Below are 26,567 nucleotides of genomic sequence, written 5' to 3'. Positions count from 1 at the left end.
GTCATTACACCTACCACCCTGCGCGCTCCGGTCAATCTGCGCGCCAGTCGAGGATCCCCCGATGGCATTGATGTTTCGCTGGCTTATCCGATTGGCGGTGTTTCTCGTCGCGCTGAGCGTCGTGGTTTTGGTGCTGGTCTATTGGTTCGCCGCGCGGTCCCTGCCCGACTATGATGATACGGTCGAGGTCGCGGGCGTCAGCGCCCCGGTCGAGATCGTGCGCGACAATGCCAACGTGCCGCATATCTTCGGGCAGAGCGATGAGGATGTCTTTTTCGGCCTCGGCTTCGCGCATGCCCAAGACCGGCTGTGGCAATTGATCACCCTGCGCCGCACCGCGCAGGGGCGTCTGTCCGAGGTCTTCGGCACCGCCACCATCACCACCGACAAGCTGATGCGGCGCTATGACATCTACCGCCTTGCCGTGGCGGCGGCGGATAAGCTCGACCCCGAAACCGAAGCGGCGCTTGAGGCTTATTCCGCGGGGATCAACGCGCGTCTCGACCAGATCAACACCGAAGCCTTGGGCCGCGGTGCGCCCGAGATGTGGCTTTTCAATGCGCCCATGGCCCCGTGGCGGCCTGCGGATTCACTCGCGATCACCAAGCTCATGGGCCTGCAAATGTCGGGCCATCTGGAGGCCGAGGTGCTGCGCGCGCGCGTGTCTTTGGAGTTGAGCGATCCGGACCGTCTGCGCGACATCCTGCCCGAAGCGCCGGGCAGCGGGGTCGCCGCCCTGCCTGAATATGCCGCCCTTTTCCCCGAGGTCACCCGCCGCCACGCCGCCGCAGCGCCGATGGAAAGCCACCCGCTGTCACCCTTCAAACGGCAGGCCTTCGCCGGGGCTTCCAACGCTTGGGCCGCCGCGCCCTCGCGCTCTGCCGCAGGGGGCACGCTTTTGGCCAATGACCCGCATTTGGGCTTCACCGCCCCCGCGATCTGGTATCTGGCCCGGCTGGAGCTTGAAACCGGCGGCGTGATCGGTGGCACCATTCCGGGGATGCCGGTGGTGCTTACGGGCCGCAGCGCCGATCTGGGCTGGGGGCTAACCACCGCCTATGTCGATGATCAAGACGTCTATATCGAAGAGCTGAACCCCGACAACGCCGAGGAATATCGCACCCCGGACGGGTTCAAGAAGTTCCGCAAACGCGCGTCGATCATCAATATCGCCGATGCCGATCCGATCACTGTCACCCTGCGTTGGACCGACAATGGCCCCGTGCTGCCCGGCAGCCACTACAACCTTGGCAGCATCACCCCGCCGGGGCATGTGGCCTCTGTCGCCTCGACCCTCTTTACCGAAGAGGACACCTCACTTGCCGCCGCGATGAAGGTGATGCGCGCGAAATCGGTGCAGCAGGCGATCAATGCCGCAACGGACTATGTGGCACCCGCGCAGAACCTCACGCTTGTCGACCGCGACACCATCGCGATGAAGACCATCGGCGCCATGCCGCGCCGCGATGCCAATCACCAAAGCGAAGGGCGCATGCCCAGCCCCGGTTGGATCGCCGCCAACCGCTGGGACGGGATGCTGCCCTATACCGCGAACCCCGAATTCATCGCCCCCGCAGGCGGCATCCTTGGCAATACCAACAACAAAACGGTCGACCGCCCCTTCCCCAACCATGTCTCCTTTGTCTGGGGCGACACGCAGCGGGTCCAGCGCTGGCAACGGCTGATGCAGAACCGCGAGGTGCACACCCGCGATAGTTTCATCGAAGCGCAGCTTGATACCGTCAGCCCCACCGCCCGGTCGCTGCTGCCGCTCATCGGCGCCGAGCTGTGGTTCACCGGAGAGGCCGCCCCCGATGGCACGCCGGAGCGCCAGCGCCAGCGCGCGCTTGATCTGCTCGCCGGTTGGTCGGGTGAGATGAACGAACACCTGCCCGAGCCGCTGATCTATGCCGCGTGGATCCGCGCGCTACAGGACCGGCTGATCCGCGATGAATTGGGACCGCTGGCCGAGGAGTTCACCCATATCCAGCCGCTCTTCATCGAACGCGCCTTTCGCGATGTGCAGGGCGCTGCGAAATGGTGCGATGTGCGCCAATCCGCGCCGGTGGAGACCTGCCACGACATGGCGCGGCTGGCGCTCGACGATGCGCTTTTGTGGATCAACGAGACATGGGGCACGCAGCTTGAATCGCTCCGCTGGGGCGACGCGCATCAGGCGACCCATGATCACCCCGTGCTGGGCGAGGTGCCGCTTTTGCGCTACTTCGTGAACATCCGCCAGTCGACCTCGGGCGGGGACAACACCCTGCAACGCGGGCTGACACGCGGCACCGGCAAAGACCCGTTTTATAACGTGCACGGCGCGGGCTATCGCGGCGTTTACGATTTTGCCGATCCCGACAGTTCGGTCTTTGTCACCTCCACCGGGCAATCGGGGCATTTCCTGTCGCGCCATTACGATGATATGGCGCAACTCTGGCGGCGGGGCGAATATATCCCGATGTCGCTGGACGCCGAACTGGCCCGCGCCGCTGCCGTGGGCGTGACCCGATTGGAGCCTGCCCAATGACCGCCCGCGTGATCTTGCTGTACAAACCCTATGGCGTGCTGTCGCAATTCACCGACAAAGGCACCGAAGGCAGCACACGGCCCACCCTCTCGGCCTATGTCGATGAAAAGGGATTTTATCCCGCAGGGCGGCTCGACCGCGACAGCGAAGGGCTTTTGGTGCTGACAGACCACGGCCCGCTTCAGGCCCGCATCGCGCATCCCAAATACAAACGGCCCAAGAGCTATCTGGTGCAGGTCGAAGGCACGCCGGATGCCGCGGCGCTCGACGCGCTGCGCAAAGGTGTCGAACTGAAGGACGGTCTGACGAAACCCGCCCAGGTGGATCAGATCGACGCGCCTGATCCGCTTTGGCCGCGCGACCCGCCGGTGCGTTTTCGCAAGACGGTCCCCGATGCTTGGCTGCGCATCACCATCCGCGAGGGGCGCAACCGGCAAGTGCGGCGCATGACAGCCCATGTCGGCCTGCCCACGCTGCGGCTGATCCGCGAAAGCGTGGGCGACTGGACGCTGGCCGGGCTGCAACCCGGCGCATGGCGCTGGTCGACCGAAACGGGCCGTTAGGTAAAGGCGCGGGTGATCGCCACACCCGCCGTCGTCGCCGTCCCGGTCAGGACCGAGCCCCAAGTGAAGTCGCGCGCGACCATGGCCCATGTCCAATCCTTGAGCGTCGCCAAATTGGTGAACTCATAGGTGCCATAGCCCATCGCCCCGATCAGCAACGCATTGCCAAAGACCCAGAGCAGCGAATGATCCTGCACCATCGCGGGCCAAGACACGAACCACAGCACCACGGCCACGAAGAAGGCATAGAAGATCAGCGCCGGGGCCATGCGGAATTCATCCAACAGCCAGTTGCCGATATCACGCTCGAACGCAGGTTTGATGAGGTAGGTCAGCCCGAGATAATCCAGCCCGAGGAAGATGACGACGGTAGAGAGGTAAAGGATAACGAGGGTCATGTGGCGCGCTCCGTTTTTGGTCATAGGACCATATGCGGCGCGACGCGCGGAATTCGATGCCGGGGGCGGCAAAATTTCACCGCCCATGGCAAACCCGTCAAATTTGCTGGAATTCAGCCTCTTGCCGCGCGGACCAGCGCACGGTGATCTCGAACCCGTCGTCGGTCTGGCGCTCGCCCTCGACCACGTCCTGCGCGAACAGCCAGGCGCGTTTCTTGCCGTCGGCGAAACCAAGGGTCAGCACAGCCTCGCGCACGGCACCTTGCAGCGCCTCGGCGATGGTTTCTTGCAGCGTCTCCAGCCCTTCGCCCGTGATGGCCGAGATCGCCAGCACATCATCGTTGCGCGCGGCACGGGCGCGCATCGCCTCGGCCCGGTCTTCGGGCAGCAGGTCCAGCTTGTTCCAAACCTCGAAACTGCGGGTCTCTTTCGGCACACCGAGAGAGGCGAGAATATCGCGCACGTTCTGCGCCTGCTCTTCGGTCTCGGCATGAGAGACATCGCGCACATGGCAGATGATATCGGCGGCCAAAACCTCTTCCAGCGTGGCGCGGAAGGCGGCGACGAGTTCCGTGGGCAGATCGCTGATGAAACCCACCGTGTCGCTGAGGATGATCTCAGGCCCATCGGGCAGCACGAGGCTGCGCATGGTCGGGTCGAGCGTGGCAAAGAGCATGTCTTTGGCCATAACCTCGGCCCCGGTCAAACGGTTGAAAAGCGTGGATTTCCCGGCGTTGGTATAGCCCACCAGCGCGACGATGGGGAACGGCACCTTGGCCCGTGCGGCACGGTGCAGGGCGCGGGTTTTCACGACTTTTTCCAATTGGCGGCGCAGGCGCACCAATTGGTCGTCAATGGCACGGCGGTCAGCCTCGATCTGGGTCTCACCCGGACCGCCGACAAAACCCAAACCGCCGCGCTGCCGCTCAAGGTGGGTCCATGCCCGGACAAGCCGCGTGCGCTGATAGTTCAGCGCGGCCATCTCAACCTGAAGCACCCCTTCGCGGGTCGCCGCACGATCGCTGAAAATTTCGAGAATCAGCCCGGTCCGGTCGAGCAGTTTGACGCCCCAAGCCTTCTCAAGATTGCGCTGCTGCACCGGGGTCACGGGGCCATCGACCAGCACGAGGTCGACCTCTGCCCCCTTCATGCGCTGCTCAAGCTCTTCGATCTTGCCCTTGCCGAACAGCATACCCGCATGCACCGTGCGCAGGGGCACGACTTCGGAGCCGACGACCTGCAACTCGGGCAGCGCCTCGGCCAGTGCCACGGCTTCGGCCAGCGCGGGCTCGGGCGCGCGCCGGTCGTTGTCGGACTTGATATCAGGATGCAGCACCCAAGCGCGCGTTACGCGGGGCCCGTCGCTGTTGTCGATCTGAAATGCTGGACGGCTCAAGAAGCGTCTTCGCCCTCATATAGGCTGATCGGCTGGCTTGGCATGATGGTCGAAATCGCGTGTTTGTACACAAGTTGCGATTGACCGTCGCGGCGCAGCAGAACGCAGAAGTTGTCAAACCATGTAATGACGCCCTGCAATTTGACGCCATTGATCAGGAAAATTGTCACCGGTACTTTGGTCTTGCGAACGTGGTTAAGGAACGCATCCTGAAGGTTCTGTCTGTCTGACGCCATGGTAGTATCGCCTTTTGTTCTTGCTGGCGTCCGCGTACCGGACCCCCCCATTGCCTCAAGTATGGAGTGCGAAAGCGTGAGTTTCCAGCCCCAATATCAGAGGACTAGGGCGGTTCTAGCGCTAAACGTGTCAAGCGCGCCACAAATTCGGGGTCATCAGCGCAATAATCGCCAAGGTTTCCAGCCGCCCCAGCACCATGGCACCGCTAAGGATGACTTTGGCCGCCAATCCCAGTTCGATCAGGTGAATGGGCTTGTCGGCGGCATGTTCGATCAGCGGCCCGGTGGTGGACAGCGTGGCCACTGACATGACCACCGCCGCATCGAAGGAGGCGCCGGTCAGGGTCAGCAGCAGGGTCACCCCAGCCAGTGACATGGCGAAGAGCATGAAGAAGATCCAAGCGATGAAAGCCCCGTTGCTTTGCAAACGCCGCCCGGCCGCCCCCGCCCCGCTGACGGAATTGGGATAGACCAGCCGGTCCATCTCGCGCACCCCGTTTTGGTAAAGGGCGAAGACCCGCAGCAGCTTCACCCCGCCCGCCGTGGTGGCCACCCCGCCGCCGATCAGCGCAAGCCCCATGAGCACCAGCCCCGGCGTGCGCAGCCCCGACCAATTCTGCGCATCGGCCCAATGCTCAGAGACGAAACCGGTGGTCGACAGGAAGGAGAGCACCGTGAAGAGCCCGCCCCAAAGCGCGTGCAAGGCGCGGGTGCCGTCGACCTCAACCTCGACCTCAAAAGCGCCGATCCAATGGCGCGCGAACAGCAGCAGCGGCACGCCGATCACCACCAAAAGCCCGATGCGAAACTCAGGGTCGGTCATCAGCCCGCCTTGGGTGGCGGTGACGGTATCCTTGGAAAAGGTCAGCCGCGACAGGGCGAAGAGCATGAAGAGCATCATCACCGCCTCGCCCGTCACGCCGACCTGCGCCTCGGCCACGCCGCCGATGGGCGAAATGCCCGAGGTCGCCATGACCGACATGGCATGGCAAAGCGCCACCAAGGCCGTCTCCCCACCGATGACGAGCAAAAGCCACAGCAGCAGTGTCAGCCCGAAGTAGATCGGCAGCAACGCTTGGGTGGTGCGCAGCAGCCGTTGGCGCGGGGTGATGCGGCCCATCCGCGTGTTGATCCGGTCATCAGGCCGCCCCGGCTCAGCCTGCGCCGTGACCTCAAAGCCCCCCAAATGCAGCGGGGCCAGAATGGCTGAGGCCGTGACCCACATCAGCAGCCCGCCCATCCAGCCGACCTGCGCGCGCCACAGATGCAGCGTGTCACTCAGCCGTTCGGGGTTGAACATGGTGGCCCCGGTGGTGGTCAGGGCGCTGACCATCTCGAAATAGACATTCACGAAACGCGTCGTCGGCAGCGCCTCAAGAAAAGGCACCGCAAAGAAGACCGGCAGCAACACAAAGGCCGAAAGCAGCGACAAAAGTGGCCCAAGCGCCCCGTCCAAAGGTTTGCGCCCGGCATGGGCGATGGCGATCAGCGTGAAGGCCACAAGCCCCAGAAGCCCCGCATAGAGAAAGGCCCGGCTGGCCAAATGATCGTTCATCACCAGCCCGTGGATCGACGGCAGGATCATCGACAGGGCGGAGACGCCGAACAATTGCAAGAACAGCGGCAGCTGCACGATCTCCCGGCGGATGCCGGTCGGGCCTATGCGGGTCGGTTGCGTCACAAAGGCGCTCCTGCGCTTAGAAAAAGTCGATCGAGACCTGCAAAAGCTGTTCGACCCGCGGCACATCCTCGGCCAGAGCAAAGAGGGCGACCACATCGCCTTCGTCGATCCGCGTGCTGCCTAAGGGGCGAATGACCTTGCCTTCTTTGCGCAGCATGCCGATCAAAACGCCTTCGGGGAAGTCGATTTCCGAGACTTTCTTACCTGCAAGGGGCGAGGTCGACAGCACTTCGGCCTCAATCACCTCGGCCTCGGCATCGCCGATGGAATAGACCGCCCGCACCCTGCCATGGCGGATGTGACGCAGGATCGAACTTACGGTCGTGGCGCGCGGGTTGATATAGGCGTCGATTCCAAGGTGGGTCATCAGCGGCACCAGCGTGGGATCGTTGATCAGCGCGATCACATAGGGGCAGCCCTCGGCTTTGGCGCGGACGCATGACAGCATGTTGGTCTTATCGTCGTCGGTCACCGCCAGCATCGCATCGGCGCGGCTGATGCCCGCCTCGGCCAGCAGCGCCGCATCCAGCCCGTCGCCATTGAGCACGATTGTCCGTTCCAACCCTTCGGCGGCACGCTCGGCGCATTTGCGGTTCTTCTCGATCATCTTGGTGCGCACGCGCAGAGGCCCGCTTTCCAGATGCTGCGCCACGGTCAGGCCGACATTGCCGCCGCCCACGAGCACGACACGCTCTTGCTTGGTGGTTTGCTTGCCGAAAATCTCCATCGTGCGGGCGATGTCGTCGTGATGCGAAAAGACATAGCAATCATCTCCGACGAAAAGCTGGTCCTTCGCCTCGGGCGCGAAAAGCGTGCCGTCGCGGCGCACGCCCACGACCACGGCGCGCAGGGTCGAGAAGAGATCGGTCAGCTGCCGCAACGGTGTGTTCACCACAGGACAATCACTGTCGATCGAAATCCCCAGAAGCTGCGCCTGCCCCTCCATGAAAATCTCGGTGTCGAAAGCGGCGGGTGCACTGAGCCGCTGGAGCGCTGCGGTGGCGACCTCCTTCTCGGGCGAGATCACCACGTCGATCGGCATGTGATCGCGGCGGTAGAGGTCGGAGTAGATCGCATCGAGATAGGATTGGCTGCGCAGCCGCGCGATCTTGCGGTTGATGCCAAAGACCGAATGCGCCACCTGACAGGTCACCATATTGACCTCATCGGAATGGGTCGCGGCGATGATCATCTCGGCGTCGCGCGCGCCTGCACGGTCCAGCACGTCAGGGTAGCTCGCGAAACCGGCGATGCCCTGCACATCCAGCGTATCGGTGGCGCGGCGGATCAATTCGGCATTGCTGTCGACCACGGTCACATCGTTGCGCTCTCCGCTGAGGTGACGGGCAATCTGCCAACCCACCTGCCCTGCGCCGCAAATGATGATTTTCATGAAGGCTTCCTTACCCTGAGCAAAGATCGTGTGAGGGTTGTCTTGGGTCGGTTAGAGGGCATGACAGATGGGTTGGCAAGGGTCAAATCAATTGTCTTTGCCCCGCAACGGCGGCATGATGGGGCCATGAAACCGATATCCCCTCGCCCCTCCCGCGCCGCTTTCGCCTTGACCTTTGTCGGCTTGGCGGCGGCGGCCTGTGCGCCGCTCAACACCTATTACAAACCGGGCGCGAGTGTCGCGCAGGTCAACCGCGCCACCACCGCTTGCGAGGTTCAGGCCCTGCGCGATGTGCCAATCTCGACGCAGATCCGCCGCGAACCGCCACGCTATATACCCGCGCGGCGCCACTGCGATGCCGACAACAATTGCACCACGCGGGGCGGTTTTTACGTGCCCGGGGAATTGGTGACCTTTGACCCGAACGAAGACCTGCGCAACCGGGTCGAGGCGCAATGTATGGCCGACAAAGGTTTCGCGCCCGTGTCGATCCCCGCCTGCCCCCGCAATGTGGCCCGCGCCGCACCGACACGCGCGACGACCACGCTGCCCGCGCTCAACCCCAAATCCTGCGTGATCCGCAACAGCGATGGGTCGTTCCAGATCGTCACGCAAGGGTGACGCACGCGCGCGCGGGGCAGCCCGCGCGCGCGACCGGCGGCGCTTACCCCGCCGCTTCGACTTCCTCGTCCACATGGGCCACACGCACGCCCGCTTTGGCCGAGGTTACCACGCCAAGCGATTTCAGCTTGCGGTGCAGGGCGCTGCGCTCCATCCCCACGAAATTCGCGGTGCGGCTGATGTTGCCGCCGAAACGGTTGATCTGGGTCAGCAGATATTCCCGCTCGAACGCCTCGCGCGCTTCGCGCAGCGGCAACGTCGCCAAGGCGCCTGAGAGCACCACGCGCCCCTCATCGCCGCCATTCTCTTCTTCGCCCGGCAGTTCCCGCGCTTCGATCGGGCCGGTGCCGTCGCCAAGGATCAGCACCCGTTCGACAAGGTTTTTGAGCTGGCGCACGTTGCCGGGCCAAACCATCGTCTGCATGAGCGCCACGGCGTCTTCGGTCAACGCACGCTGCGGCAGCCCTTGAGAGGCGTTGAATTCGGCGATGAAATGTTCGGCCAGCAGCGGGATATCCTCGCGGCGCTCTTCAAGCGAGGGCACGGCGATCGGCACGACGTTGAGACGGTGATAGAGTTCCTGCCGGAAGGTATCTGCCTTGATCGCCTGATCCAGATCGCGGTTCGTTGAGGAAATCACCCGCAGATCGACGCGGACCTTGTCGGTCCCGCCAACGCGGGTGAACTGTTGATCGACCAGCACCCGCAGGATTTTGGACTGGGTGCCAAGCGGCATGTCGGCGACCTCATCGAAATAGATCACCCCGCCGTGGGCTTGCTCTAGCAACCCCGGCTCGACCCCGCGATCAGGCGTCTCGCGACCAAAGAGCACCTCTTCCATCCGGTCGGGCGCCACCCCGGCGCAGTTGACGGTGACAAAGGGTGCGGCGGCGCGGGCGGAATGGGCGTGGATATAGCGGGCAGCCACTTCCTTGCCCGATCCGGCGGGGCCAGTCAGCATCACGCGGCCATTGGATTTGGTCACCTTGTCAAGCTGGCCCAGCAAAGCCCGATAGGGGGCGGAGGTGCCGATCATCTCGGAGGTTGCCACATCGCGGCGCTTGAGGTTCTGGTTCTCCCGGCGCAGGCGCGAGGTTTCCATCGCGCGGCGGATCACCACCAGCAACTGATCGATGTTGAACGGCTTTTCGATAAAATCGTAAGCGCCCTGTTTGATCGCTGCCACGGCAATCTCGATATTGCCATGGCCCGAAATGATCACCACCGGCACATCCGGGTTGTCGCGTTTGACCGTCTTGAGGATGTCGATCCCGTCCATGCGGCTGTCTTTCAACCAGATGTCGAGGATGATCAGGGCCGGTGCCTCGGTGTTGATTTCGGCCATCGTCTCATCCGAATTGCTGGCCAAGCGCGTGGCGAAACCTTCATCCTCAAGGATATCCGAGATCAACTCACGGATGTCGCGTTCGTCGTCTACAATCAGAATGTCACTCATCTGCCTTATCCCCTTGGTCTGTCGTTGCGTCGATGGCCAAGGGCAGCGAAATGACTGCCATGGCACCGTGATGGTCTTGCCCGTCAAATGCGGGCGCGGTTTCGAGCGTCAGGCTGCCGCCGTGTTCCTCGATAATCTTTTTGACTATCGGCAGGCCCAGCCCCGTGCCTTCGCTGCGCGTGGTCACATAGGGCTCGAACAGCCGGGCGCGGTCTTCGGGCAGGCCAATGCCATTGTCGGCGATGGTCAGCCGCAAGAGCCGGTTCTCGGGCGTGAGCGTCACGCGGATCTGCGGTGCATGCCCTTCAGGCGCGCCTTCTTTCTTCAGGCTTTCAATGGCTTCGCCTGCGTTCTTGATCAGATTGGTCAGCGCCTGCGAAATCATCGTGCCGTCGATATTGGCCATCACCGGCTCTGCGGGCAGGTCGAGTTTGATCGCCACCTCTTCCTGCCGGCTTTGCTGAAGCAGCACCGCGTCGCGCAGCAACTGCCGGATGTCCTGACGGCTGGTTTCCGGCTCGGGCATCCGCGCGAATTTCGAGAACTCGTCGACGATTCGCCGCAGGTCACCTGTCTGGCGAATGATCACGCCGGTCATCTGCTCCAGCGCGTCGTCATCGCCTTCGGCCATCTTGGGGCCGAACTTGCGGCGAATGCGCTCGGCACTCAGCTGGATGGGCGTCAGCGGGTTCTTGATCTCATGCGCGATGCGGCGGGCCACATCACCCCATGCGGCCATACGCTGCGCCGACACCAGATCGGTCACATCGTCAAAGGCCACCACATAGCCCTCAAGATCGCCATCCTTGGACCGGCGGGTCGCCATGCGGACCAAGAGGTTCTCCATCGCCCCTTGGCGCGAGACCTTGACCTCGGCCTGCGCCACCTCATCCGAGGCGGCCTTGACCGTTTCGAACAGCGGCCCGAACTCCGGCACCGCAAGGGTCAGGGGCAGGCTTTGCTGATCTTCGGACCAATCCAGCAGCCGCATGGCCGAGCGGTTCACGAAGGTCACGCGCCCCTCGGGATCGAGCCCCACCACGCCCGAGGTCACCGAGCTTAGCACGGAATCGAAGAGGCGGCGGCGGCGTTCGATCTGGTCGGTATTCTCCAACAGCGTCTCGCGCTGGCCCTTCAACTGCCGGGTCATCTGGTTGAAGTAACGGCCCAGCATGGCGATCTCGTCATCGCCTTCTTCTTCGCGGACCTGCACGTTCAAATCGCCCGCGCCCACCTGCTGCGCGGCCCCCGTGAGCCGCCCAACCGGGCCGGAAAGCCGCTCGGCAAACCACAGGCCCAGCCAAACGGCGGCCAAAATGAGGATTACCGCAAAGCCCAGATAAACAAGGGCGAATTCAAACAGCAGCCGCCCGCGTTCGGATTCAAGCTGTTGGTAGAGGCGCACCGTTTCCTTGGTTTCATCCAGCAGCGCCAGAATCTCACCATCTACCGCGCGGGAGACATAGAGGAAACGATCGACATAGGCGTCCATCGGCACCAGCGCGCGGAATTCATTGTTGGGCCAGTCCTCGATGACCAAAAGCCCCTCTTCGCTGGCGGTTTCCAGCTGCGCCTCGGTGGGGGCCTCAAAATCAAAGAGATAGGACCGATCCCCCCGCGCCCGGATCTGCGCGGTGCTGTCGATCAGAAAGGCTTCGCGCAGGCCCCGTTGGATTTGCCGCTGGCCCTCGCCCAAAAGCTCACTGTCGCTCAGGTTGATGCCCTGTGCGCGGGCGCTGTCGATGCTGCGGGCAAGGGTCTGCGCGTCCAAGATCAGCGCCTCGCGCTGCTCGGCCTCGTAAGCCTCCGCCGCTGCCAGAGACGAGCCGACCACGCCGCTGACCCGGTCGGAAAACCAGCCTTCGAGCCCGACATTCACCGTGAGCCCCGCGAAAATCGCCACCGTGACCGTCGGGATCAGCGCCATCAGCGCAAAGACCCCCGTCAGCCGCAGGTGCAACCGCGACCCCGCCGATTTGGCGCGCCGTGCCGAGATCAGCCGCCCGACTTGGATCAGCACCAGCGCCGCCACCAGCAGCACATAGACGAGGTCGGACAAGAGAATGAGCCGCAGGTTGAGCGTATCCGCCCCCTGCCCTAGCGGCCCGAGCGCCAGATACGTCGCCAGCGCCAAGACCGGCCCCAGCACCACCAGCCCGAAGGTGGACCAATTGCGCAGCCGCTTGACCCGCCTGAGACGCCCCAACCGCTCGAGCTTGAACCTGCGTGACCGGGTTGCCACCCGCATACCTCACCGATGTTGTGATGCATCGCTGCATCAACCGCCATATTATGTGGTCCTGAACGGGGGAGTTCCCCGATGGCCACTGTTATGTGGCTCTTTTACATCATCTTGCGGCCCCGTGTCACCTCAATATCGAGGTCGGTGATCTTCTTGCGCAAAGTATTTCGGTTAATTCCCAGCAAAGCGGCACATTTCGCCTGATTCCCCGCCGTGGCGGCAAGGGCGATTTCGATCATCGGCAGCTCAACCTCACGCAGAATCCGCGCGTAGAGACCCGGCGGCGGCAGCATGGAGCCGTGCAGATCAAAGTAGCGTTGCAAATGCCGCTCGACCGAGGCGCCCAGCCGTTCGGTATCGGCCTCGGTCTGCATCGGTGCCGGACCGCTTTGCGCCCCCAGCAGTTGCTCAGCCTCGCTGGCCGTAATCTCAGCCGCTTGGCTGGCGAGCGCGAGTTGCCGCATCGCATGCTCCAACTGGCGCACATTACCGGGCCATGGGAATTTCAGCAAAATCTGCGCAGCTTTGTCCGACAGCTTGCGCGGCGAAGCAGGGCCGGGATTGGCGCGGGCCAGAAAATGGTCCGCCAAAAGCGGGATGTCTTCGACCCGATCTCGCAGGGCGGGCACTTCGAGGGTCGCCCCAGACAGACGGTAATAGAGATCGCGGCGCAGCTTGCCCTCTTGCATCGCGGCATCCAGATCGCTTTGGCTGGTGGCCATGAAGCGCGGCGCGTCATCGCCCGGCGCGTCCATCATCCGCACCAGACGGGCTTGAATATCCTGCGGGAAATCCGCGATCTCATCGATCATCAGAGTGCCCCCGCCGACCCGCGCCAGCACCCGCGAGGGGCCTTCGATATCGGCAAGATCGGCGTCCGTCACGGTCACGAACGGCAGGCTGCGCCGATCAGAGAAGTCGTGAATAGCTCGCGCGATCAGTGACTTGCCCGAACCGCTCTCGCCCCAAATCAGCACCGGCAGGTCCGTGTTCATCACACGCGCCACGGTGCGGTAGAGCGCTTGCATCACCGGGGTGCGGCCAATCATCGGCAGATCATCACGCTCCGCGTCGATCTCGGCACTGTCATCGGCGGCAGCTTTGCGGCTGAGCGTCGTGCGCTGCTCCAAGGCGCGCGCCGTGCGTTTCATCAGGTCCGGCAGGTCGAAGGGTTTGGGCAGATAGTCAAAGGCTTCGGCCTCTGCCGCCTTGATCGCCGTCATGATCGTGTTCTGCGCCGAGATCACGATCACCGGCAGGCCGGGCCGGTCCTGCGCGATTTTCGGCAACATTTCCAATCCGTTGCCATCGGGCATGACCACGTCAGAGATCACCGCGTCGCCCTTGCCCTCGCTGACCCATCGCATCAGGGTGGTCAGGCTTGACGTGGCATGCACCTTGCAGCCCGCGCGGGTCAGCGCTTGGGTCAGAACGGTGCGGATTGTGCGGTCGTCATCGGCGACGAGGATGGTGCCATCCATGTCAATTCTCCTTGAGGGCAGCGGCGCCTGCGCGCGGCAGCGAAATGCGGAATGCGGTTCGACCGGGGGCGGAACTGACGGAAATCCAGCCTCCATGGTCTGAGATGATCTTGCTCACCAAGGCGAGGCCCAGCCCGGTGCCATTCTCCCGGCCCGAGACGAAGGGATCGAAAACATCGGCGCGGATATGATCCGGCAGGCCGGGGCCATCGTCGATCACTTCGATCTGGAGGGGCAACGGCTGGCCATCCCCATCAGCACGGCGCAGCTGGAAGCCATGTTCATAGAAACTGCGGAGCCGGATGGTGCCCCCCGCCTCGCCCGCCGCCTCAGCCGCGTTGCGAATGAGGTTGAGCAAGACCTGCAAAAGCTGGTCCTTGTCGCCAAGCGCGGGCGGCAGCGAGGGGTCGTAATCCTCGGTGATTTTCATGTGCGAGCCAAAGCCCAGCAGAGCCGATCGGCGGGCGCGGTCCAACACGTCATGCAGGTTCACGGGCTTGCGCTCGGGCGCGGTCAGATTGCCGAATTGTTCGACCTGCTCCAGCAGTTTCACGATGCGGCGGCTTTCGGCGACGATCAGATCGGTCAGTTCCAGATCATTCTTGGACAGGTTCATCGACAAGAGCTGCGCCGCGCCGGTGATCCCGGCGAGCGGGTTCTTGATCTCATGGGCCAGCATCTCGGCCATGCCGATGGCGGATTTGGCGGCGGATTTCACGCTGTGATCTTGGGTGATGCGCCCGGCCAATTCACGCGGGGTGATCATCAAGACCATCTCGCCTGCGCCGCCCACCAGCGGGGCGATCTGCAAGCCGCACTGCAAGGGCGCGCGCTGCATCGCGCCCACATCCACGTCATTGACGAAAAGCGGCGTGCCTTGCAGCCGCGCACGGGCGAATGCGGCCTCAAGCGGGTGATCCACCGCGATCAGCTGCCAGATCGACTGGCCGATGGTGGCGCGGGCGGAGGCATTGAGGAAGCCTTCGGCAGAGGGGTTCAGATCGACGACCCGGTCATCGGCACCGACGATGAAAGCAGGCACCGGCAGAGAGGTCCAAACCTGCCGCTCCGGGGTCTCGCTTCTCATGCTGCGGCCCGGGGTTGGGCGGTGGCGGCGTCATATTGCATGGCCTCCGCGATGAGATCGAAAGTGGTTTTCACCTCGCGCGCCGTGAGCAGCGCGCGGCGCAGATCGGCAGGGGTGGCGCAGTGATCCATATACCAGCCCAGATGTTTCCGCGCGACCTTGGCCCCCAAATCGGTGCCGTAGAAACGCAGCATCTCGTCGTAATGTTCGGCCACCATTTCGGCCATCGCCTGCCCTTGCGGGATCATCGGCTTGGGCCGTCCATGCAGATCATGGGCGATCTGCGCCAGCAGCCACGGCCTTCCTTGCGCACCGCGGCCCACCATCACACCGTCCGCCCCCGACAGCCGCAGCGCCGTGCGCGCCGTGTCACTGCCAATAATGTCGCCATTGGCGATGACCGGAACATTCACGGCCTCTTTCACCGCCCGGATCGCGGCCCAATCGGCGCGGCCCTTGTAGAACTGACAGCGCGTGCGCCCGTGGATGGTGATCATCTGCACGCCCACCTCTTCGGCCCGTTTGGCGATCGGGGCGGCGTTGAGCATATTGTCGTCCCAGCCCAGCCGGGTTTTCAGCGTCACCGGTACCTTGACCGCGCCGACCACCGCCTCGATCAGCCGCAGTGCGTGATCGGGGGTCTTCATCAGTGCCGAGCCGGAGGCGCCCTGCGTAACCTTCTTGGCCGGGCAGCCCATGTTAATGTCGATGATCCGCGCGCCCATCGCCTCGACCATGCGGGCGGCTTCGGCCATCGGTTCGGCCTCGCGCCCGGCAAGCTGAACGGAGGTGCCGATGACATCGAGCCCCAGTTCCGCTTTCTCCCGCGTGCCGGGGCGGCGGCTGAGCAACTCCTGACTGGCGACCATCTCGGACACGACCAATCCGGCCCCGAATCGCGCCACGAGGCTGCGATAGGGCAGATCGGTGATCCCGGCCATCGGGGCGAGGAATACCGGCGGGTCGAATGTCAGGGGGTCGGCGGTCACATGCTTAATCCTTGTGCGGTCCCTTGCTGTGTAGCTCTGCCACGGGGTGACCTCAATAAAACTACCCGGAAAAGCAGCTATGCGCCAAGGCACTGCCCATTTTTTAGGCAGCCACCCCAGATTGCACCCCGCCGCCGCATTGCCTAGACAGGGCCATGTTCGCCAGCTTTTCCGGATTGCCCAAATGAGTATCGCAGCTCTGATCGTTGCCGCAGGACGCGGCAGCCGCGCCGGCGGTCCGCAGCCGAAGCAATGGCAGGCGCTGGCGGGGGCGCGGGTGATCGACCACACGATCGCCGCCTTTCGCGCCCTGCCCCAGATCACCGAGATCGTGCTGGTGCTGAACGCGGACGACATGGATCATGCAGGGGCATTCACGGCGGGTGGCATCACCGTCACCACCGGCGGGGCGGACCGCGCGGCCTCGGTCCAACGCGGGCTTGCGGCGATCCGGGGGGCGAGGAAGGTGCTGATCCATGATGCGGCACGGCCCTGCGTTTCGGCCCAAATCATCTCAGGCGTGATCGACGCGCTCGACCACCATCAAGCCGCCGCGCCGGGGCTGCCGGTGAGTGACGCGCTTTGGCAGGGGCACGAAGGCCGCGTCACCGGCACCCAAGACCGCAGCGCCCTTTTCGCCGCGCAAACACCGCAGGGCTTTGACCTCACCGCGATCCGTGCGGCGCATGCGGCTTATGACGGCCAAGCGGCGGATGACGTCGAAGTCGCCCGCGCGGCGGGCCTGACCGTTGCCATCACCCAAGGCAGCGCCGATAACCTGAAAATCACCCGGCCCGAGGATTTCGCCCGCGCCGCCCGCATATTGGAGACCCGCATGGACATTCGCACCGGCAACGGATTTGACGTGCACGCTTTCGGCCCCGGAGATCACGTGACCCTCTGCGGCATCGACATCCCACATACCAACGGGCTGGTCGGCCATTCCGACGCCGATGTGGCGCTGCACACGGTGACCGATGCCATCTACGGCGCGCTTGCACGCGGCGACATCGGCCAGCATTTCCCGCCGAGCGACCCACAATGGAAAGGCGCGCGCAGCGATATCTTCCTGCGTCATGCCGCGGAACTGGCGCGCGACATGGGCTTCACCCTCACCCATGTCGATTGCACGCTGATTTGCGAGACCCCCAAGATCGGCCCTCATGTGCAGCCGATGCGCGCCGCGATGGCCGAGATGCTGGGGATTGAGATCGACCGCGTATCAGTCAAGGCCACCACGAGCGAGCGCCTCGGCTTTACCGGGCGGGGCGAAGGCATCGCCTGTATGGCAACGGCAACATTGGTGAAATCATGACCGCAGCACATCTGATCGCGACGCTACTGGGCGTTGGCCACATCCGCCCCGCGCCGGGCACTTGGGGGTCGCTCATCGCCCTGCCCTATGCTTGGCTTTTGCATGTGTTGGGGGGCTTTCCGCTGCTGGTGATCGGGCTTTTGGTGGCCATTCCCTTGGGCTGGTGGGCCACCGGACGCTACACCGCGGGCGGGCCGGATCATGACCCCGGAGAGGTGGTGGTCGATGAATTGGTCGGCCAGTGGATCGCGCTTTTGCCGCTCTCCTATGCCGCATGGTCGATGCAAATCCCGATCCTTGCCATGTGGCCCGGTTGGATCGCCGCCTTCGCGCTGTTCCGGCTGTTCGACATCACCAAACCGCTGATCATCGGCTGGGCCGACCGTCTGGGCGGGCCTTGGGGGGTGATGCTCGACGATATCTTTGCCGGGGTTTTCGCGGCGCTCGGCGTCATGGCGCTGGCCGCACTTTATCACGGGGTGCTGTAAATGAGCCTTGCCGCGCAACTGTTGGAAAAGGCCCGCGAAACCGGCGCGATGGTCGCCTGTGCGGAAAGCTGCACCGGCGGCATGCTCACCGCCGCGCTGACCGATCTGCCGGGCTCCTCGGCGCTGCTGGACCGGGGATTCGTCACCTATACCAATGCGGCGAAGATGGCGATGCTGGGCGTGTCGGAGGAGACGTTGGCGGATTGGGGTGCGGTCTCGGAACAGGTCGCCGAAGGAATGGCGGCGGGCGCTCTGGCGCGGTCCGAAGCGCGGATCGCCGTCTCCATCACCGGCATCGCAGGCCCCGGCGGATCAGAGCACAAGCCCGAGGGCCGCGTCTGTTTCGGCCTTGCCACGGCAGCCGGGGTTCAGACAGAAACGGTGGAGTTCGGCGCGCAGGGCCGTGATGCCGTGCGTTTGGCCGCCCGCGACCACGCGCTCGGCCTTTTGCTGCAAGGATACGCGGCGCTTTAACCCTTGGGGCCGTAAAGCTCTTTCGCGCGGTTCTCAAAGGCGCGCACGATACGCTGCATCGCCTCGTTGAAAACCACGCCGATGACCTTTTGCAAGATGGCGTTGCGGAATTCGAAATCGACGAAGAAATGCACCTGACAGCCTTCGAGATTATCCTCGAAATGCCAGTTTGATTTCATATACTTGAATGGTCCGTCGAGGTATTCCGTGTCGATCTTCTTGGCCCCGGGCCACAGCACGACGCGGCTGGTAAACCGCTCCCGAAAGACTTTGAACGAGATCACCAGATCGGCATCCATCACCCGATGATCGCCGCGGTCCTCGTCGCTGCGAATGCGCGCGGCGGCGGTCCAGGGCAGGAATTCAGGATAGCGGCCCACATCGGCGACAAGATCATACATCTGTTGCGCGCTATAGGGCAGTTGGCGGGTCTCTGAGTGCGTAGGCATTGCGTTCCGTAGCGTTGCGGGTTAACCCCCTATTTCACGTCTCAACCCCGCAGATTCAAGGGCAAAACCATGGCACACGGGCCTTATGTCATCGACGAAATGATCTCGGCCAAGGCCATCGCGGCGCGGATCGAAGATCTTTGCCGTGAGATTCACGGTGAATTCAACGGCACCGATAAATTGGTCGTGGTCGGCCTGCTGCGCGGCTCTTTCGTCTTTATCGCCGATCTGGTGCGTGAGTTGGACCTGCCGATCGAAGTCGATTTCCTCGAAGCCTCCAGCTATGGCGACGGCATGGAGAGCAGCCGAGAGGTGCGCATTCTCAAAGACTTGCGCGGGGCCATCGAAGGGCGCGACGTGCTGGTTGTCGAAGATATCGTCGACACTGGCCACACGCTGCACCATGTCACCAACCTGCTGCGCTCCCGTGAGCCTGCGCGGTTGAAGTCCATCGCCCTGCTTGACAAACCCACCCGGCGTGAGGTCGACCTCAAGGCGGATTGGACCGGCTTTGAAATTCCCGATGAATTCGTTGTGGGCTATGGCATCGACTTTGCCCAACGCGACCGCAACCTGCCCTTCATCGGGAAAGTCCGCTTTACGTGATGGACCCGCGGTGGCTGCTGCGCATGTCCCAATGGGCGCGCAATCCACCTTCGGGCAAACGGGTGATCTTGGTCTTTGCGATCATCGCGGCGGCTTTGGCCGTGGGGCTTGTCGAATGGCTGGGCTATTGGCCTGACTGGGCCACGGCCGAACGTATCCCCCGCCGGTTCTGACCCTGCCCGCAGTCTTATCCCGCTGATCACATTTTTGTTTTTTGCGACCTGCCCCTGCCATGTTACGCTGCGGCAAGAAAAGGGAGATGACCATGCATTTGACCAAAAGCATTACCGCCATTGGTATCAGCGCCGCCTTGATTGCCACCGCAGGCTTCGCCGCCAGCCATAGTGAGAAAGCCGCCAGTGCGGCGGTGAACGCGCGCCATGCGCAGATGCAACTGATTGCCTATCATACCGGCATTCTGGGCGGCATGGCCAAGGGCGAGACGGAGTATAACGCCGAGATGGCCACCGCCGCCGCGACCAATCTGAACGCCGCCGCCGGTTTCGCGCCGGGCACCCTCTGGCTTGAAGGGACCGAGCAAGGCGCCGTCGAAGGTTCCCGCGCCAAGGCCGAAATCTGGAGCGATGCCGAAGGGTTCAACGAAGCGCTGATGGCGCTGGAAACCGCCAGCGCGGATATGATCGAGGCCGCGGGCACCGATCTGGACGCGCTGAGGGCGGGCATGGGCGCAATCGGCAAGGCTTGCGGCGCTTGCCATGACGATTACCGCGGCCCCAAGAACTGATCCTTGCGACGGGTCATTCCAGTACTGCTGGGCTGTGCCGCTCTCGGCGCGGCCCTTGGCTGGGCGCTCACCCGGCCCAATCCGCTTGAGCCTTCCTATGGTGCCGGGCTGACACCGGACCCGGAGGCGGGCGCGCTGGTCTTTGCCGCTGGCGGCTGCGTTTCCTGCCACGCTGCGCCCGAAAGTGAAGAGGATGAGAGGCTGGTGCTGGCCGGGGGGCTGCCCTTCGCCAGTGATTTCGGCACCTTCCACGCGCCCAATATCTCCCCCGATCCAGAGCATGGCATCGGTGACTGGACCCTGCCGGAGTTCGCCCGTGCCGTGACGCGGGGTGTCTCGCCCGAGGGGCAGCATTATTACCCCGCCTTTCCATACACGGCCTACCAACACCTCGCCCCGCAGGATGTGGTGGACCTCTTTGCCTATATGCAGACCCTGCCCGCCTCGGATACGCCGAGCCTGCCGCATGAGGTGGCATTCCCCTTTAACATCCGTCGCGGGCTTGGCGCATGGAAGGCGCTGTTTTCACATGATGATTTCGTGATGAGCGACGCGCCCGATGCTGAGGTCGAACGCGGGCGTTATCTGGTCGAAGCTCTTGCCCATTGCGGCGAATGCCACACCCCGCGCAATGCCTTGGGCGCGCTTGACCGGGGCGCTTGGCTGACCGGCGCGCCGAACCCTTCGGGCAAGGGGCGTATTCCCGGCATCACACCGGATCAGCTTGATTGGTCAAAGCCCGATCTCGTAGCCTATTTCACCTCCGGCTTCACGCCGGAATACGACAGCGCGGGCGGTGAGATGGCCGAGGTGGTCAGCAACCTCGCGCAGCTCCCCGAAAGCGACCGCGAAGCGATTGCGGCCTACCTCAAGGCCCTGCCCGGCGGTTAGCGCCGGGCGCGTCTTTTCGATCAGGCAATACCCAGTTTGCGGTTACGCGCCTCGCGCAGCCGCGCGAAATCGTCACCCGCGTGGTAGCTCGACCGGGTCAGCGGCGTGGCCGAGACCATGAGGAAGCCCTTACCGTAGGCCGCCTTTTCGTAAGAGGTGAACTCTTCGGGGGTGACGAAACGGTCCAGCGCATGGTGTTTGGGCGTCGGCTGTAGGTACTGGCCGATGGTCAGGAAATCGATGTCAGCGGCGCGCATGTCTTCCATGACCTGAATGACCGCTTGGCGATCTTCGCCCAAACCCACCATGATGCCCGATTTGGTGAACATCGACGGGTCCAACTCCTTGACCCGCTGAAGCAGGCGGAGGGAGTGGAAGTAGCGCGCGCCGGGGCGCACCTCGGGATAGAGGCCCGGCACGGTTTCAAGGTTGTGGTTGAACACATCAGGTCGCGCTTCGACAACCTTTTCAAGGGCTTCGGGACCGCAGCGGATGAAATCCGGTGTCAGGATTTCGATTGTCGTGTCGGGGCTGCGGTGGCGCACGGCGCGGATCGTCTGGGCGAAATGTTCCGCCCCGCCGTCTTCGATATCGTCGCGGTCAACGCTCGTGATGACCACATGGTTCAGCCCCAGTTTGGCGACCGCTTCGGCCACGCGGCCCGGCTCGAACACGTCCAGCGCCTCGGGCGGCTTACCGGTGGCGATGTTGCAGAAGGTACAGGCCCGGGTACAGACCTCGCCCATGATCATCATCGTTGCGTGGCCCTGAGACCAGCATTCCCCGACATTGGGGCAGCCCGCCTCTTCGCAGACCGTGGTCAGCTTGTTGTCGCGCATGATCCGCGCGGTTTCGGCATAGCCTTTGCCGCCGGGCGCTTTGACCCTGATCCAGCTCGGCTTTTTCGGCTGGGCGTTGTCGGGCTTGCGCGCCTTTTCGGGGTGGCGCTGTTCGGGTATCTTCAGATCGCGCATCGGGGGCCTCTGATCATTGTGTCGCGCCTTGTTTATCACAGTCCTTAACCCGATGGCCACCTACTGCATACGCCCCCGCGACAAGGCGGCCATGCAAAGGCGGCATCGCCCTAGACCGTTGATTTAGAACGTTGATATGTAACTGAAAAATTACAATGCAGTTGCAGCATTGCGAGAGTTGCCGAGGCTTCTTATATGGGCTACCAAGCCGCAAAGATTCCAATCCGAGAAAGAGAGACGCGATGAAACCCGGTATCAATGTCCCCAACGTCACCTTCAAGACGCGCGTGCGCGACGAAAGCATCGAAGGGTCCAACCCCTTCCGCTGGGAAGACAAGACCAGCGATGATTTCTTCAAAGGCAAGCGCGTTGTGCTCTTCTCCCTCCCCGGTGCCTTCACCCCGACCTGCAGCACCTACCAGCTGCCCGGGTTCGAAAACAATTTCGCCGCCTTCCAAGAGCATGGCATCGACGCGATCTATTGCCTGTCGGTCAACGACAGCTTTGTGATGAACAAGTGGAAAGAGATGCAGGGCGTCCAGAACATCGACGTGATCCCTGACGGTTCGGGCGAATTCACCCGCCGCATGGGCATGCTGGTCGCCAAAGACAACCTTGGCTTCGGCCCGCGCAGCTGGCGCTATGCGGCGATCATCAACGATGGTCAGATCGAAGCATGGTTCGAAGAGCCCGGCATCCGTGACAACCACGACGAAGACCCCTACGGCGTTTCCAGCCCTGAGACCCTGCTGGAATACCTCGAGAACCAGAAACAAACCGAAGCGGCCTAAGCGCTCTTTCATGTGACCGGATCGGGCCCTTTGGCCCGGTCCTTTTGACACGCTCCCTTTGACCCGGCAGGCCCCACAGCGCCTAGTATTTCGCGCGCAGTTCTCCGGTCAGCCCCTCCCCCACTTCCTTCAGCGTCTCGGCCAGTTGCGCCGCCCAACCGCTGCCCGGCGTGCCCGCCCGGCGGACGAGCCCGATTTGCCGCGCAGGTTCCGGCGCGCCGAAACGGTGCAGGCGCAGCCCCGGTGCGGCATCAAGCTCGGTCTTGGCGGCGATTTCGGGCATCAGGGTCATGCCAAAGCCCGCCTCCACCAGCCGCGACAGCGTGGCGAGGGAGGAGGCCCCGGTGTGAATGCCCGCCTGCGTGCGGTCGCGCTGGCAAACCTCCAGCGCCTGATCGGTGAGGCAGTGGCCATCCTCCAGCAACATCAGCGGTGTGCGGGCCAAATCGGTCGGGCGGGCGACATCCGCCCCCGCTATCCGGTCGGCGGACCCGGCCAGCAGGAAGCGATCCTCGAAAAGCGGCACCTCTGCGAGGCCCGTTTCACCCGAGGGCACCGCCATCACCGCCGCGTCCAGCGCCCCGGCGCGCAGATCGGCCAGCAATTGATCCGTCTGCGCCTCGCGTACCTCAACCCGAAGCGAGATATCCTGCGCCCGCAACGCGGCCAGCACGCCGGGCAAAAGATAGGGTGCCACGGTCGGGATCAGCCCGAGATTCAACGTGCCCGCCAGCCCCACCTGCTCCCGCGCCGTGGCCTCGAGCAGCTTGGCGCGGCGCAGGATATCTTCGGCGCGGGTCAGCACCTCGCGGCCCAAGGGCGTGAGCACCGAAGCGCGACTTTGCCGCTCGATCAGCCGCCCGCCGAGCGTTTCCTCCAAACTGCGGATCTGCACCGAAAGCGCTGGCTGGGAGATATTGCTCGCCTCCGCCGCCCGCCCGAAGTTGCCCAAGGTCGCCAGCGCGCGAAAGTATTCGAGTTGTTTCAGGGTAAAATTCATAACTTTTACCTATCGCAATTTTATAAAACTGCAATTGGAAATTATGGGGGGAATCGATCATCTTGCTGTCAGACAGTAACCGAGGGGAACCCAAGATGAGCAAGCGTCTCACCACCACCGCCGGCGCACCGATGCCGACAAACGACACCAGCAAGACCGCGGGCGCCCGTGGCCCGGTCCTGCTGGACGACTACCAATTGATCGAGAAGCTCGCCCATCAGAACCGCGAGCGCATTCCTGAGCGTGCCGTTCACGCCAAGGGCTGGGGCGCCGAGGGCACCTTCACCGTCACCCATGACATCAGCCAATATAGCTGTGCTGCGATCTTCTCCGAAGTGGGCAAGACCTGCGAAATCATCTCGCGCTGGTCCACCGTGGCGGGCGAGCTTGGCGCCGCCGACAGTGAGCGTGACGTGCGCGGCTTCTCGGTGAAATTTTACACCGAAGAGGGCAACTGGGACGTTGTGGGCAACAACACCCCGATCTTCTTTGTCCGCGATGCCTATAAATTCCCGGACTTCATCCGCACCCAGAAACGCCATCCGCGCACCAACCTGCGGTCGCCCGAGGCGATGTTCGACTTCTGGGCGGCGCAGCCCGAATGTGTGCACCAGGTCACCATCCTGATGTCCGACCGTGGCATCCCGGTGAACCCAATGCATATGCACGGCTACGGCAGCCACACCTATTCGATGTGGAACGCCAAGGGCGAGCGTCACTGGGTGAAGTTCCACTTCCGCTGCCAGCAGGAAATCCGCAACCGCACCAATGAAGACGCGGAAAAGCTGATCGGCTCCACCCGTGAGAACTTCCAAGAGGATCTCTTCAACGCGATCGAAGGCGGTGACTACCCGAAATGGGAGCTGAACATCCAAGTCATGCCCGAGGAAGAGGCCGAGACCTGCGGCTTCAACCCCTTCGACCTGACCAAGGTTTGGCCGCATGCGGATTACCCGCTGATCCCCGTCGGCATGTTGGAGTTCAACCGCAACCCTGACAACTACTTCCAGAGCATCGAGAACGCTGCCTATTCGCCGTCGAACAAAATCCCCGGCATCGGCTTCTCGCCCGATAAGATGTTGCAGGCGCGGGTATTCTCCTATGCGGATGCGCACCGCTACCGTCTCGGCACGCATTACGAGGCCCTGCCCGTGAACGCGCCCAAGGCCGCGCCGATGCATCACTACCACAAGGACGGCGCGATGCGGTTCTTCCCGCAGCAGACCGGCCACCCGGACGCCTATTACGAGCCGAACCAATACGAAGGCTCGGCCCGTCCCGATCCATCGGTGCAAGAACCACCGCTGCGCATCTCGGGCGATGCGGACCGGTATGTGCAGGAAGAGGCGGATGCCGATTACATCCAGCCGCGCAAGCTCTATACCGAGGTGTTCGATCAGGCGCAGCGTGACCGTCTGCACGAGAACATGGCCGGTGCCATGGCGCCCTGTTCGCAGTCGGTGAAAGAACGCTGGTATGCGGTGCTTGAGAAAGTGCACCCCGACTATGCCGCCGGTGTGCGTGCCGCTTGCGAGAAAGACGAAGTGGCGATCTCGGTCACAGATGAGACGCCGGTGAAGGTCGCAGACTAAAACAACGGGGCGGCAGGATTATCATCCTGCCGCCCCTTCTTTACCCGACCGGCATTTACCCGATCATTGGGCCGCCTGGCCCCACGGTTTCATCGTAGTGCCGCTTCAGCCGCATGAGCGCGATCCGAAGCACGATCTTGCCCGAACGCGCGGACCAACCGAGCCGTTTTTCGGTGGTCTCCAACCCTTCCAAATAACAGCAACAGCGCAGCACCACGTCCGACAGGCCGGGGCCGAGGTCGGCCATGGCATCGGCCACCCTCTTGCGCGCCTCCGCCGCGGCCATGGCGCCTGCCCCATCTCGCCCGCCGCTGGGTTTGGCGCCGGGGGTCAGGAAATGGTCCCAATTCTGCGTAACCTCACCGCCCATCTGCGCCAGTTCGAAATCTTCGCGCAGCCTTTCGCCCGCATGGACCAGCCCCTCGTTCAAGAAGGGTGCGCCGGATTTGTCGCGCCGCCGTGCGAGGGTCGAAAGCGGGCTTTCGGACAGGCAATAGCGGCCACGGCGCGGGGCCGTATCCGCATCTGCGCCTAGGTCTGCGGCGGGCGCGTCGGGCCCGCCCAGAAAGGCGGTCTGATCTTCGGCAAAGCCGTCTGCGGCTGCGCCCTGCTCTTCAAGCATGCGCCGCAGCGCCGCGCGCCCCGCGCTGGTGATATGATAGCGTGTCACCCGGCCTGTGCTGCCCGGCGCGATCCAATCTTTTAGCGCCATCGCCTGCGCCACGGCGCTGTCCACCACGGCAGTGCGTGCGCCGGGGCCGGTGTCCGTCTCGCGCAGGACGACGGCCTTTTCCATCCCTTCAGCCACGGCAAGGATCGCGCCCGCCTCATGCAGGCGCCGCAGGACGCGCAGCGCCTCGGCGGCGAAGGTGTCTTCGTCAAGAAGGGGGGCGGCGGGTTTGGTCATTGTCGCTGTCTTTCCTGCTGGGGGGCCAGCAGTACAATCCAAGGCGCGCCGCACGGCCCCGAGCCTGCGCAGGGCGGCATCCACCAGCGGATCGTCGCGCCGTGTCTCGATACGGCGGATTTGGCGCATGATGGTCGAGGCATGACAGCCAGCTTGGCGTGCCAAGGCCCGGATCGGGGCGCCGGTCTCCGTATGTGCGAGGTAATGCAGGGCTCCGTGCGGCACCCATCCCGGCAGGACGGACTGTTGAATTTGGTGATGC

26 protein-coding genes are annotated in these 26,567 nt (G+C 63.5%); 12 read left to right on the top strand and 14 right to left on the bottom strand.

Features of this window, described 5'->3' with window-relative positions; genetic code table 11:
* Window positions 1-61 precede the first annotated feature (61 nt).
* Together FCK22_RS07055 and FCK22_RS07050 are read left to right on the top strand one after the other, a co-directional pair.
* The gene (locus FCK22_RS07055) at window positions 62-2,530 is read left to right on the top strand and encodes a penicillin acylase family protein (RefSeq protein WP_067267200.1); all 2,469 of its coding nucleotides are present in this window, start codon (window positions 62-64) and stop codon (window positions 2,528-2,530) included.
* A complete protein-coding gene (locus tag FCK22_RS07050; protein ID WP_067267202.1) occupies window positions 2,527-3,093 on the top strand; it encodes a pseudouridine synthase in 567 nt (188 codons plus the stop codon). The genes FCK22_RS07055 and FCK22_RS07050 overlap by 4 nt, the downstream gene beginning before the upstream one ends.
* Here FCK22_RS07050 and FCK22_RS07045 read toward each other — a convergent pair.
* From FCK22_RS07045 to trkA, 5 genes are all read right to left on the bottom strand, one after another.
* Complete coding sequence (locus FCK22_RS07045) at window positions 3,090-3,491, bottom strand: DUF2177 family protein (protein ID WP_067267203.1); 402 nt, start codon at window positions 3,489-3,491, stop codon at window positions 3,090-3,092. The genes FCK22_RS07050 and FCK22_RS07045 overlap by 4 nt on opposite strands.
* Before the next feature lie 97 nt (window positions 3,492-3,588).
* The gene (gene hflX, locus FCK22_RS07040; protein WP_067267205.1) at window positions 3,589-4,887 is read right to left on the bottom strand and encodes a GTPase HflX; all 1,299 of its coding nucleotides are present in this window, start codon (window positions 4,885-4,887) and stop codon (window positions 3,589-3,591) included.
* A complete protein-coding gene (gene hfq / locus FCK22_RS07035; protein WP_007119530.1) occupies window positions 4,884-5,123 on the bottom strand; it encodes an RNA chaperone Hfq in 240 nt (79 codons plus the stop codon). Before hfq ends, hflX begins: the two co-directional genes overlap by 4 nt.
* 130 nt (window positions 5,124-5,253) lie before the next feature.
* A complete protein-coding gene (locus tag FCK22_RS07030) occupies window positions 5,254-6,870 on the bottom strand; it encodes a potassium transporter TrkG (protein WP_247738100.1) in 1,617 nt (538 codons plus the stop codon).
* Window positions 6,821-8,197 (bottom strand): Trk system potassium transporter TrkA, encoded by a 1,377-nt coding sequence (gene trkA / locus FCK22_RS07025; protein WP_067264064.1) that lies wholly within the window; start codon window positions 8,195-8,197, stop codon window positions 6,821-6,823. Before trkA ends, FCK22_RS07030 begins: the two co-directional genes overlap by 50 nt.
* 126 nt (window positions 8,198-8,323) lie before the next feature.
* Here trkA and FCK22_RS07020 point away from each other — a divergent pair, with 126 nt between their 5' ends.
* Window positions 8,324-8,818: a hypothetical protein gene (locus FCK22_RS07020; protein ID WP_136720312.1), complete on the top strand. Its 495-nt coding sequence runs from the start codon at window positions 8,324-8,326 to the stop codon at window positions 8,816-8,818.
* 43 nt (window positions 8,819-8,861) lie between these two features.
* On the opposite strand, the gene FCK22_RS07015 is transcribed toward FCK22_RS07020, so the two are convergent.
* The 5 genes from FCK22_RS07015 to dusB form a co-directional block, all read right to left on the bottom strand.
* A complete protein-coding gene (locus tag FCK22_RS07015) occupies window positions 8,862-10,274 on the bottom strand; it encodes a sigma-54 dependent transcriptional regulator (protein WP_067264063.1) in 1,413 nt (470 codons plus the stop codon).
* Window positions 10,267-12,522 carry a PAS domain-containing sensor histidine kinase gene (locus FCK22_RS07010; RefSeq protein ID WP_067264061.1) on the bottom strand — a complete coding sequence of 752 codons (2,256 nt, stop codon included), beginning with the start codon at window positions 12,520-12,522 and terminating at the stop codon, window positions 10,267-10,269. The genes FCK22_RS07015 and FCK22_RS07010 overlap by 8 nt, the downstream gene beginning before the upstream one ends.
* Window positions 12,523-12,617: 95 nt before the next feature.
* Entirely contained in the window at window positions 12,618-13,997 is a 1,380-nt protein-coding gene (locus FCK22_RS07005) for a response regulator (protein WP_067264060.1), read from the bottom strand.
* 1 nt (window position 13,998) lies between these two features.
* Complete coding sequence (locus FCK22_RS07000; protein ID WP_067264058.1) at window positions 13,999-15,084, bottom strand: ATP-binding protein; 1,086 nt, start codon at window positions 15,082-15,084, stop codon at window positions 13,999-14,001.
* On the bottom strand, window positions 15,081-16,073 hold the full coding sequence (dusB, locus tag FCK22_RS06995; RefSeq protein WP_082852039.1) for a tRNA dihydrouridine synthase DusB: 993 nt from the start codon (window positions 16,071-16,073) through the stop codon (window positions 15,081-15,083). The genes FCK22_RS07000 and dusB overlap by 4 nt, the downstream gene beginning before the upstream one ends.
* Window positions 16,074-16,257: 184 nt before the next feature.
* On the opposite strand from dusB, the gene FCK22_RS06990 reads away from it, so the two are divergent.
* From FCK22_RS06990 to FCK22_RS06980, 3 genes are read left to right on the top strand one after another with little or no spacing between them, the layout of a single operon-like run.
* Complete coding sequence (locus tag FCK22_RS06990; RefSeq protein WP_067264056.1) at window positions 16,258-17,388, top strand: bifunctional 2-C-methyl-D-erythritol 4-phosphate cytidylyltransferase/2-C-methyl-D-erythritol 2,4-cyclodiphosphate synthase; 1,131 nt, start codon at window positions 16,258-16,260, stop codon at window positions 17,386-17,388.
* Window positions 17,385-17,876, top strand: a complete 492-nt coding sequence (locus tag FCK22_RS06985; protein WP_067264054.1) for a phosphatidylglycerophosphatase A — start codon at window positions 17,385-17,387, stop codon at window positions 17,874-17,876. Before FCK22_RS06990 ends, FCK22_RS06985 begins: the two co-directional genes overlap by 4 nt.
* On the top strand, window positions 17,877-18,350 hold the full coding sequence (locus tag FCK22_RS06980) for a CinA family protein (RefSeq protein WP_067264053.1): 474 nt from the start codon (window positions 17,877-17,879) through the stop codon (window positions 18,348-18,350).
* Here FCK22_RS06980 and FCK22_RS06975 read toward each other — a convergent pair.
* Window positions 18,347-18,799 carry a type II toxin-antitoxin system RatA family toxin gene (locus tag FCK22_RS06975; protein WP_067264051.1) on the bottom strand — a complete coding sequence of 151 codons (453 nt, stop codon included), beginning with the start codon at window positions 18,797-18,799 and terminating at the stop codon, window positions 18,347-18,349. The two genes, FCK22_RS06980 and FCK22_RS06975, sit on opposite strands and share 4 nt — an antisense overlap.
* Window positions 18,800-18,868: 69 nt before the next feature.
* Between FCK22_RS06975 and hpt the strand changes: the two genes are divergently transcribed.
* The 4 genes from hpt (at window position 18,869) to FCK22_RS06960 (ending at window position 21,041) form a co-directional block, all read left to right on the top strand.
* The gene (gene hpt, locus FCK22_RS06970; protein WP_067264049.1) at window positions 18,869-19,405 is read left to right on the top strand and encodes a hypoxanthine phosphoribosyltransferase; all 537 of its coding nucleotides are present in this window, start codon (window positions 18,869-18,871) and stop codon (window positions 19,403-19,405) included.
* Window positions 19,402-19,578, top strand: a complete 177-nt coding sequence (locus FCK22_RS18870) for a hypothetical protein (protein ID WP_197470872.1) — start codon at window positions 19,402-19,404, stop codon at window positions 19,576-19,578. The genes hpt and FCK22_RS18870 overlap by 4 nt, the downstream gene beginning before the upstream one ends.
* A gap of 92 nt (window positions 19,579-19,670) precedes the next feature.
* A complete protein-coding gene (locus tag FCK22_RS06965) occupies window positions 19,671-20,150 on the top strand; it encodes a cytochrome c (RefSeq protein WP_082852041.1) in 480 nt (159 codons plus the stop codon).
* Window positions 20,151-20,153: 3 nt separating this feature from the next.
* The gene (locus FCK22_RS06960; RefSeq protein WP_067264043.1) at window positions 20,154-21,041 is read left to right on the top strand and encodes a cytochrome c; all 888 of its coding nucleotides are present in this window, start codon (window positions 20,154-20,156) and stop codon (window positions 21,039-21,041) included.
* A 20-nt stretch (window positions 21,042-21,061) separates the two neighbouring features.
* Here FCK22_RS06960 and lipA read toward each other — a convergent pair whose 3' ends face one another.
* A complete protein-coding gene (gene lipA / locus FCK22_RS06955) occupies window positions 21,062-22,015 on the bottom strand; it encodes a lipoyl synthase (RefSeq protein WP_067264040.1) in 954 nt (317 codons plus the stop codon).
* Window positions 22,016-22,257: 242 nt separating this feature from the next.
* On the opposite strand from lipA, the gene FCK22_RS06950 reads away from it, so the two are divergent.
* A complete protein-coding gene (locus FCK22_RS06950; protein ID WP_067266850.1) occupies window positions 22,258-22,806 on the top strand; it encodes a peroxiredoxin in 549 nt (182 codons plus the stop codon).
* 82 nt (window positions 22,807-22,888) lie between these two features.
* Here the strand turns inward: FCK22_RS06950 and FCK22_RS06945 are convergent, their stop codons facing one another.
* Entirely contained in the window at window positions 22,889-23,806 is a 918-nt protein-coding gene (locus tag FCK22_RS06945; protein WP_067266852.1) for a hydrogen peroxide-inducible genes activator, read from the bottom strand.
* A gap of 95 nt (window positions 23,807-23,901) precedes the next feature.
* Between FCK22_RS06945 and FCK22_RS06940 the strand changes: the two genes are divergently transcribed.
* Window positions 23,902-25,398, top strand: a complete 1,497-nt coding sequence (locus tag FCK22_RS06940; protein WP_067266854.1) for a catalase — start codon at window positions 23,902-23,904, stop codon at window positions 25,396-25,398.
* Between the two features lie 55 nt (window positions 25,399-25,453).
* Here the strand turns inward: FCK22_RS06940 and FCK22_RS06935 are convergent, their stop codons facing one another.
* Window positions 25,454-26,542, bottom strand: a complete 1,089-nt coding sequence (locus tag FCK22_RS06935; RefSeq protein ID WP_067266904.1) for a DUF6456 domain-containing protein — start codon at window positions 26,540-26,542, stop codon at window positions 25,454-25,456.
* Between the last annotated feature and the right edge of the window lie 25 nt (window positions 26,543-26,567).

It is taken from the genome of Sulfitobacter sp. 15WGC, assembly GCF_005068605.1.
Lineage (GTDB): Bacteria > Pseudomonadota > Alphaproteobacteria > Rhodobacterales > Rhodobacteraceae > Sulfitobacter > Sulfitobacter faviae.
This window is presented reverse-complemented; position numbering and strand designations above follow the sequence as displayed.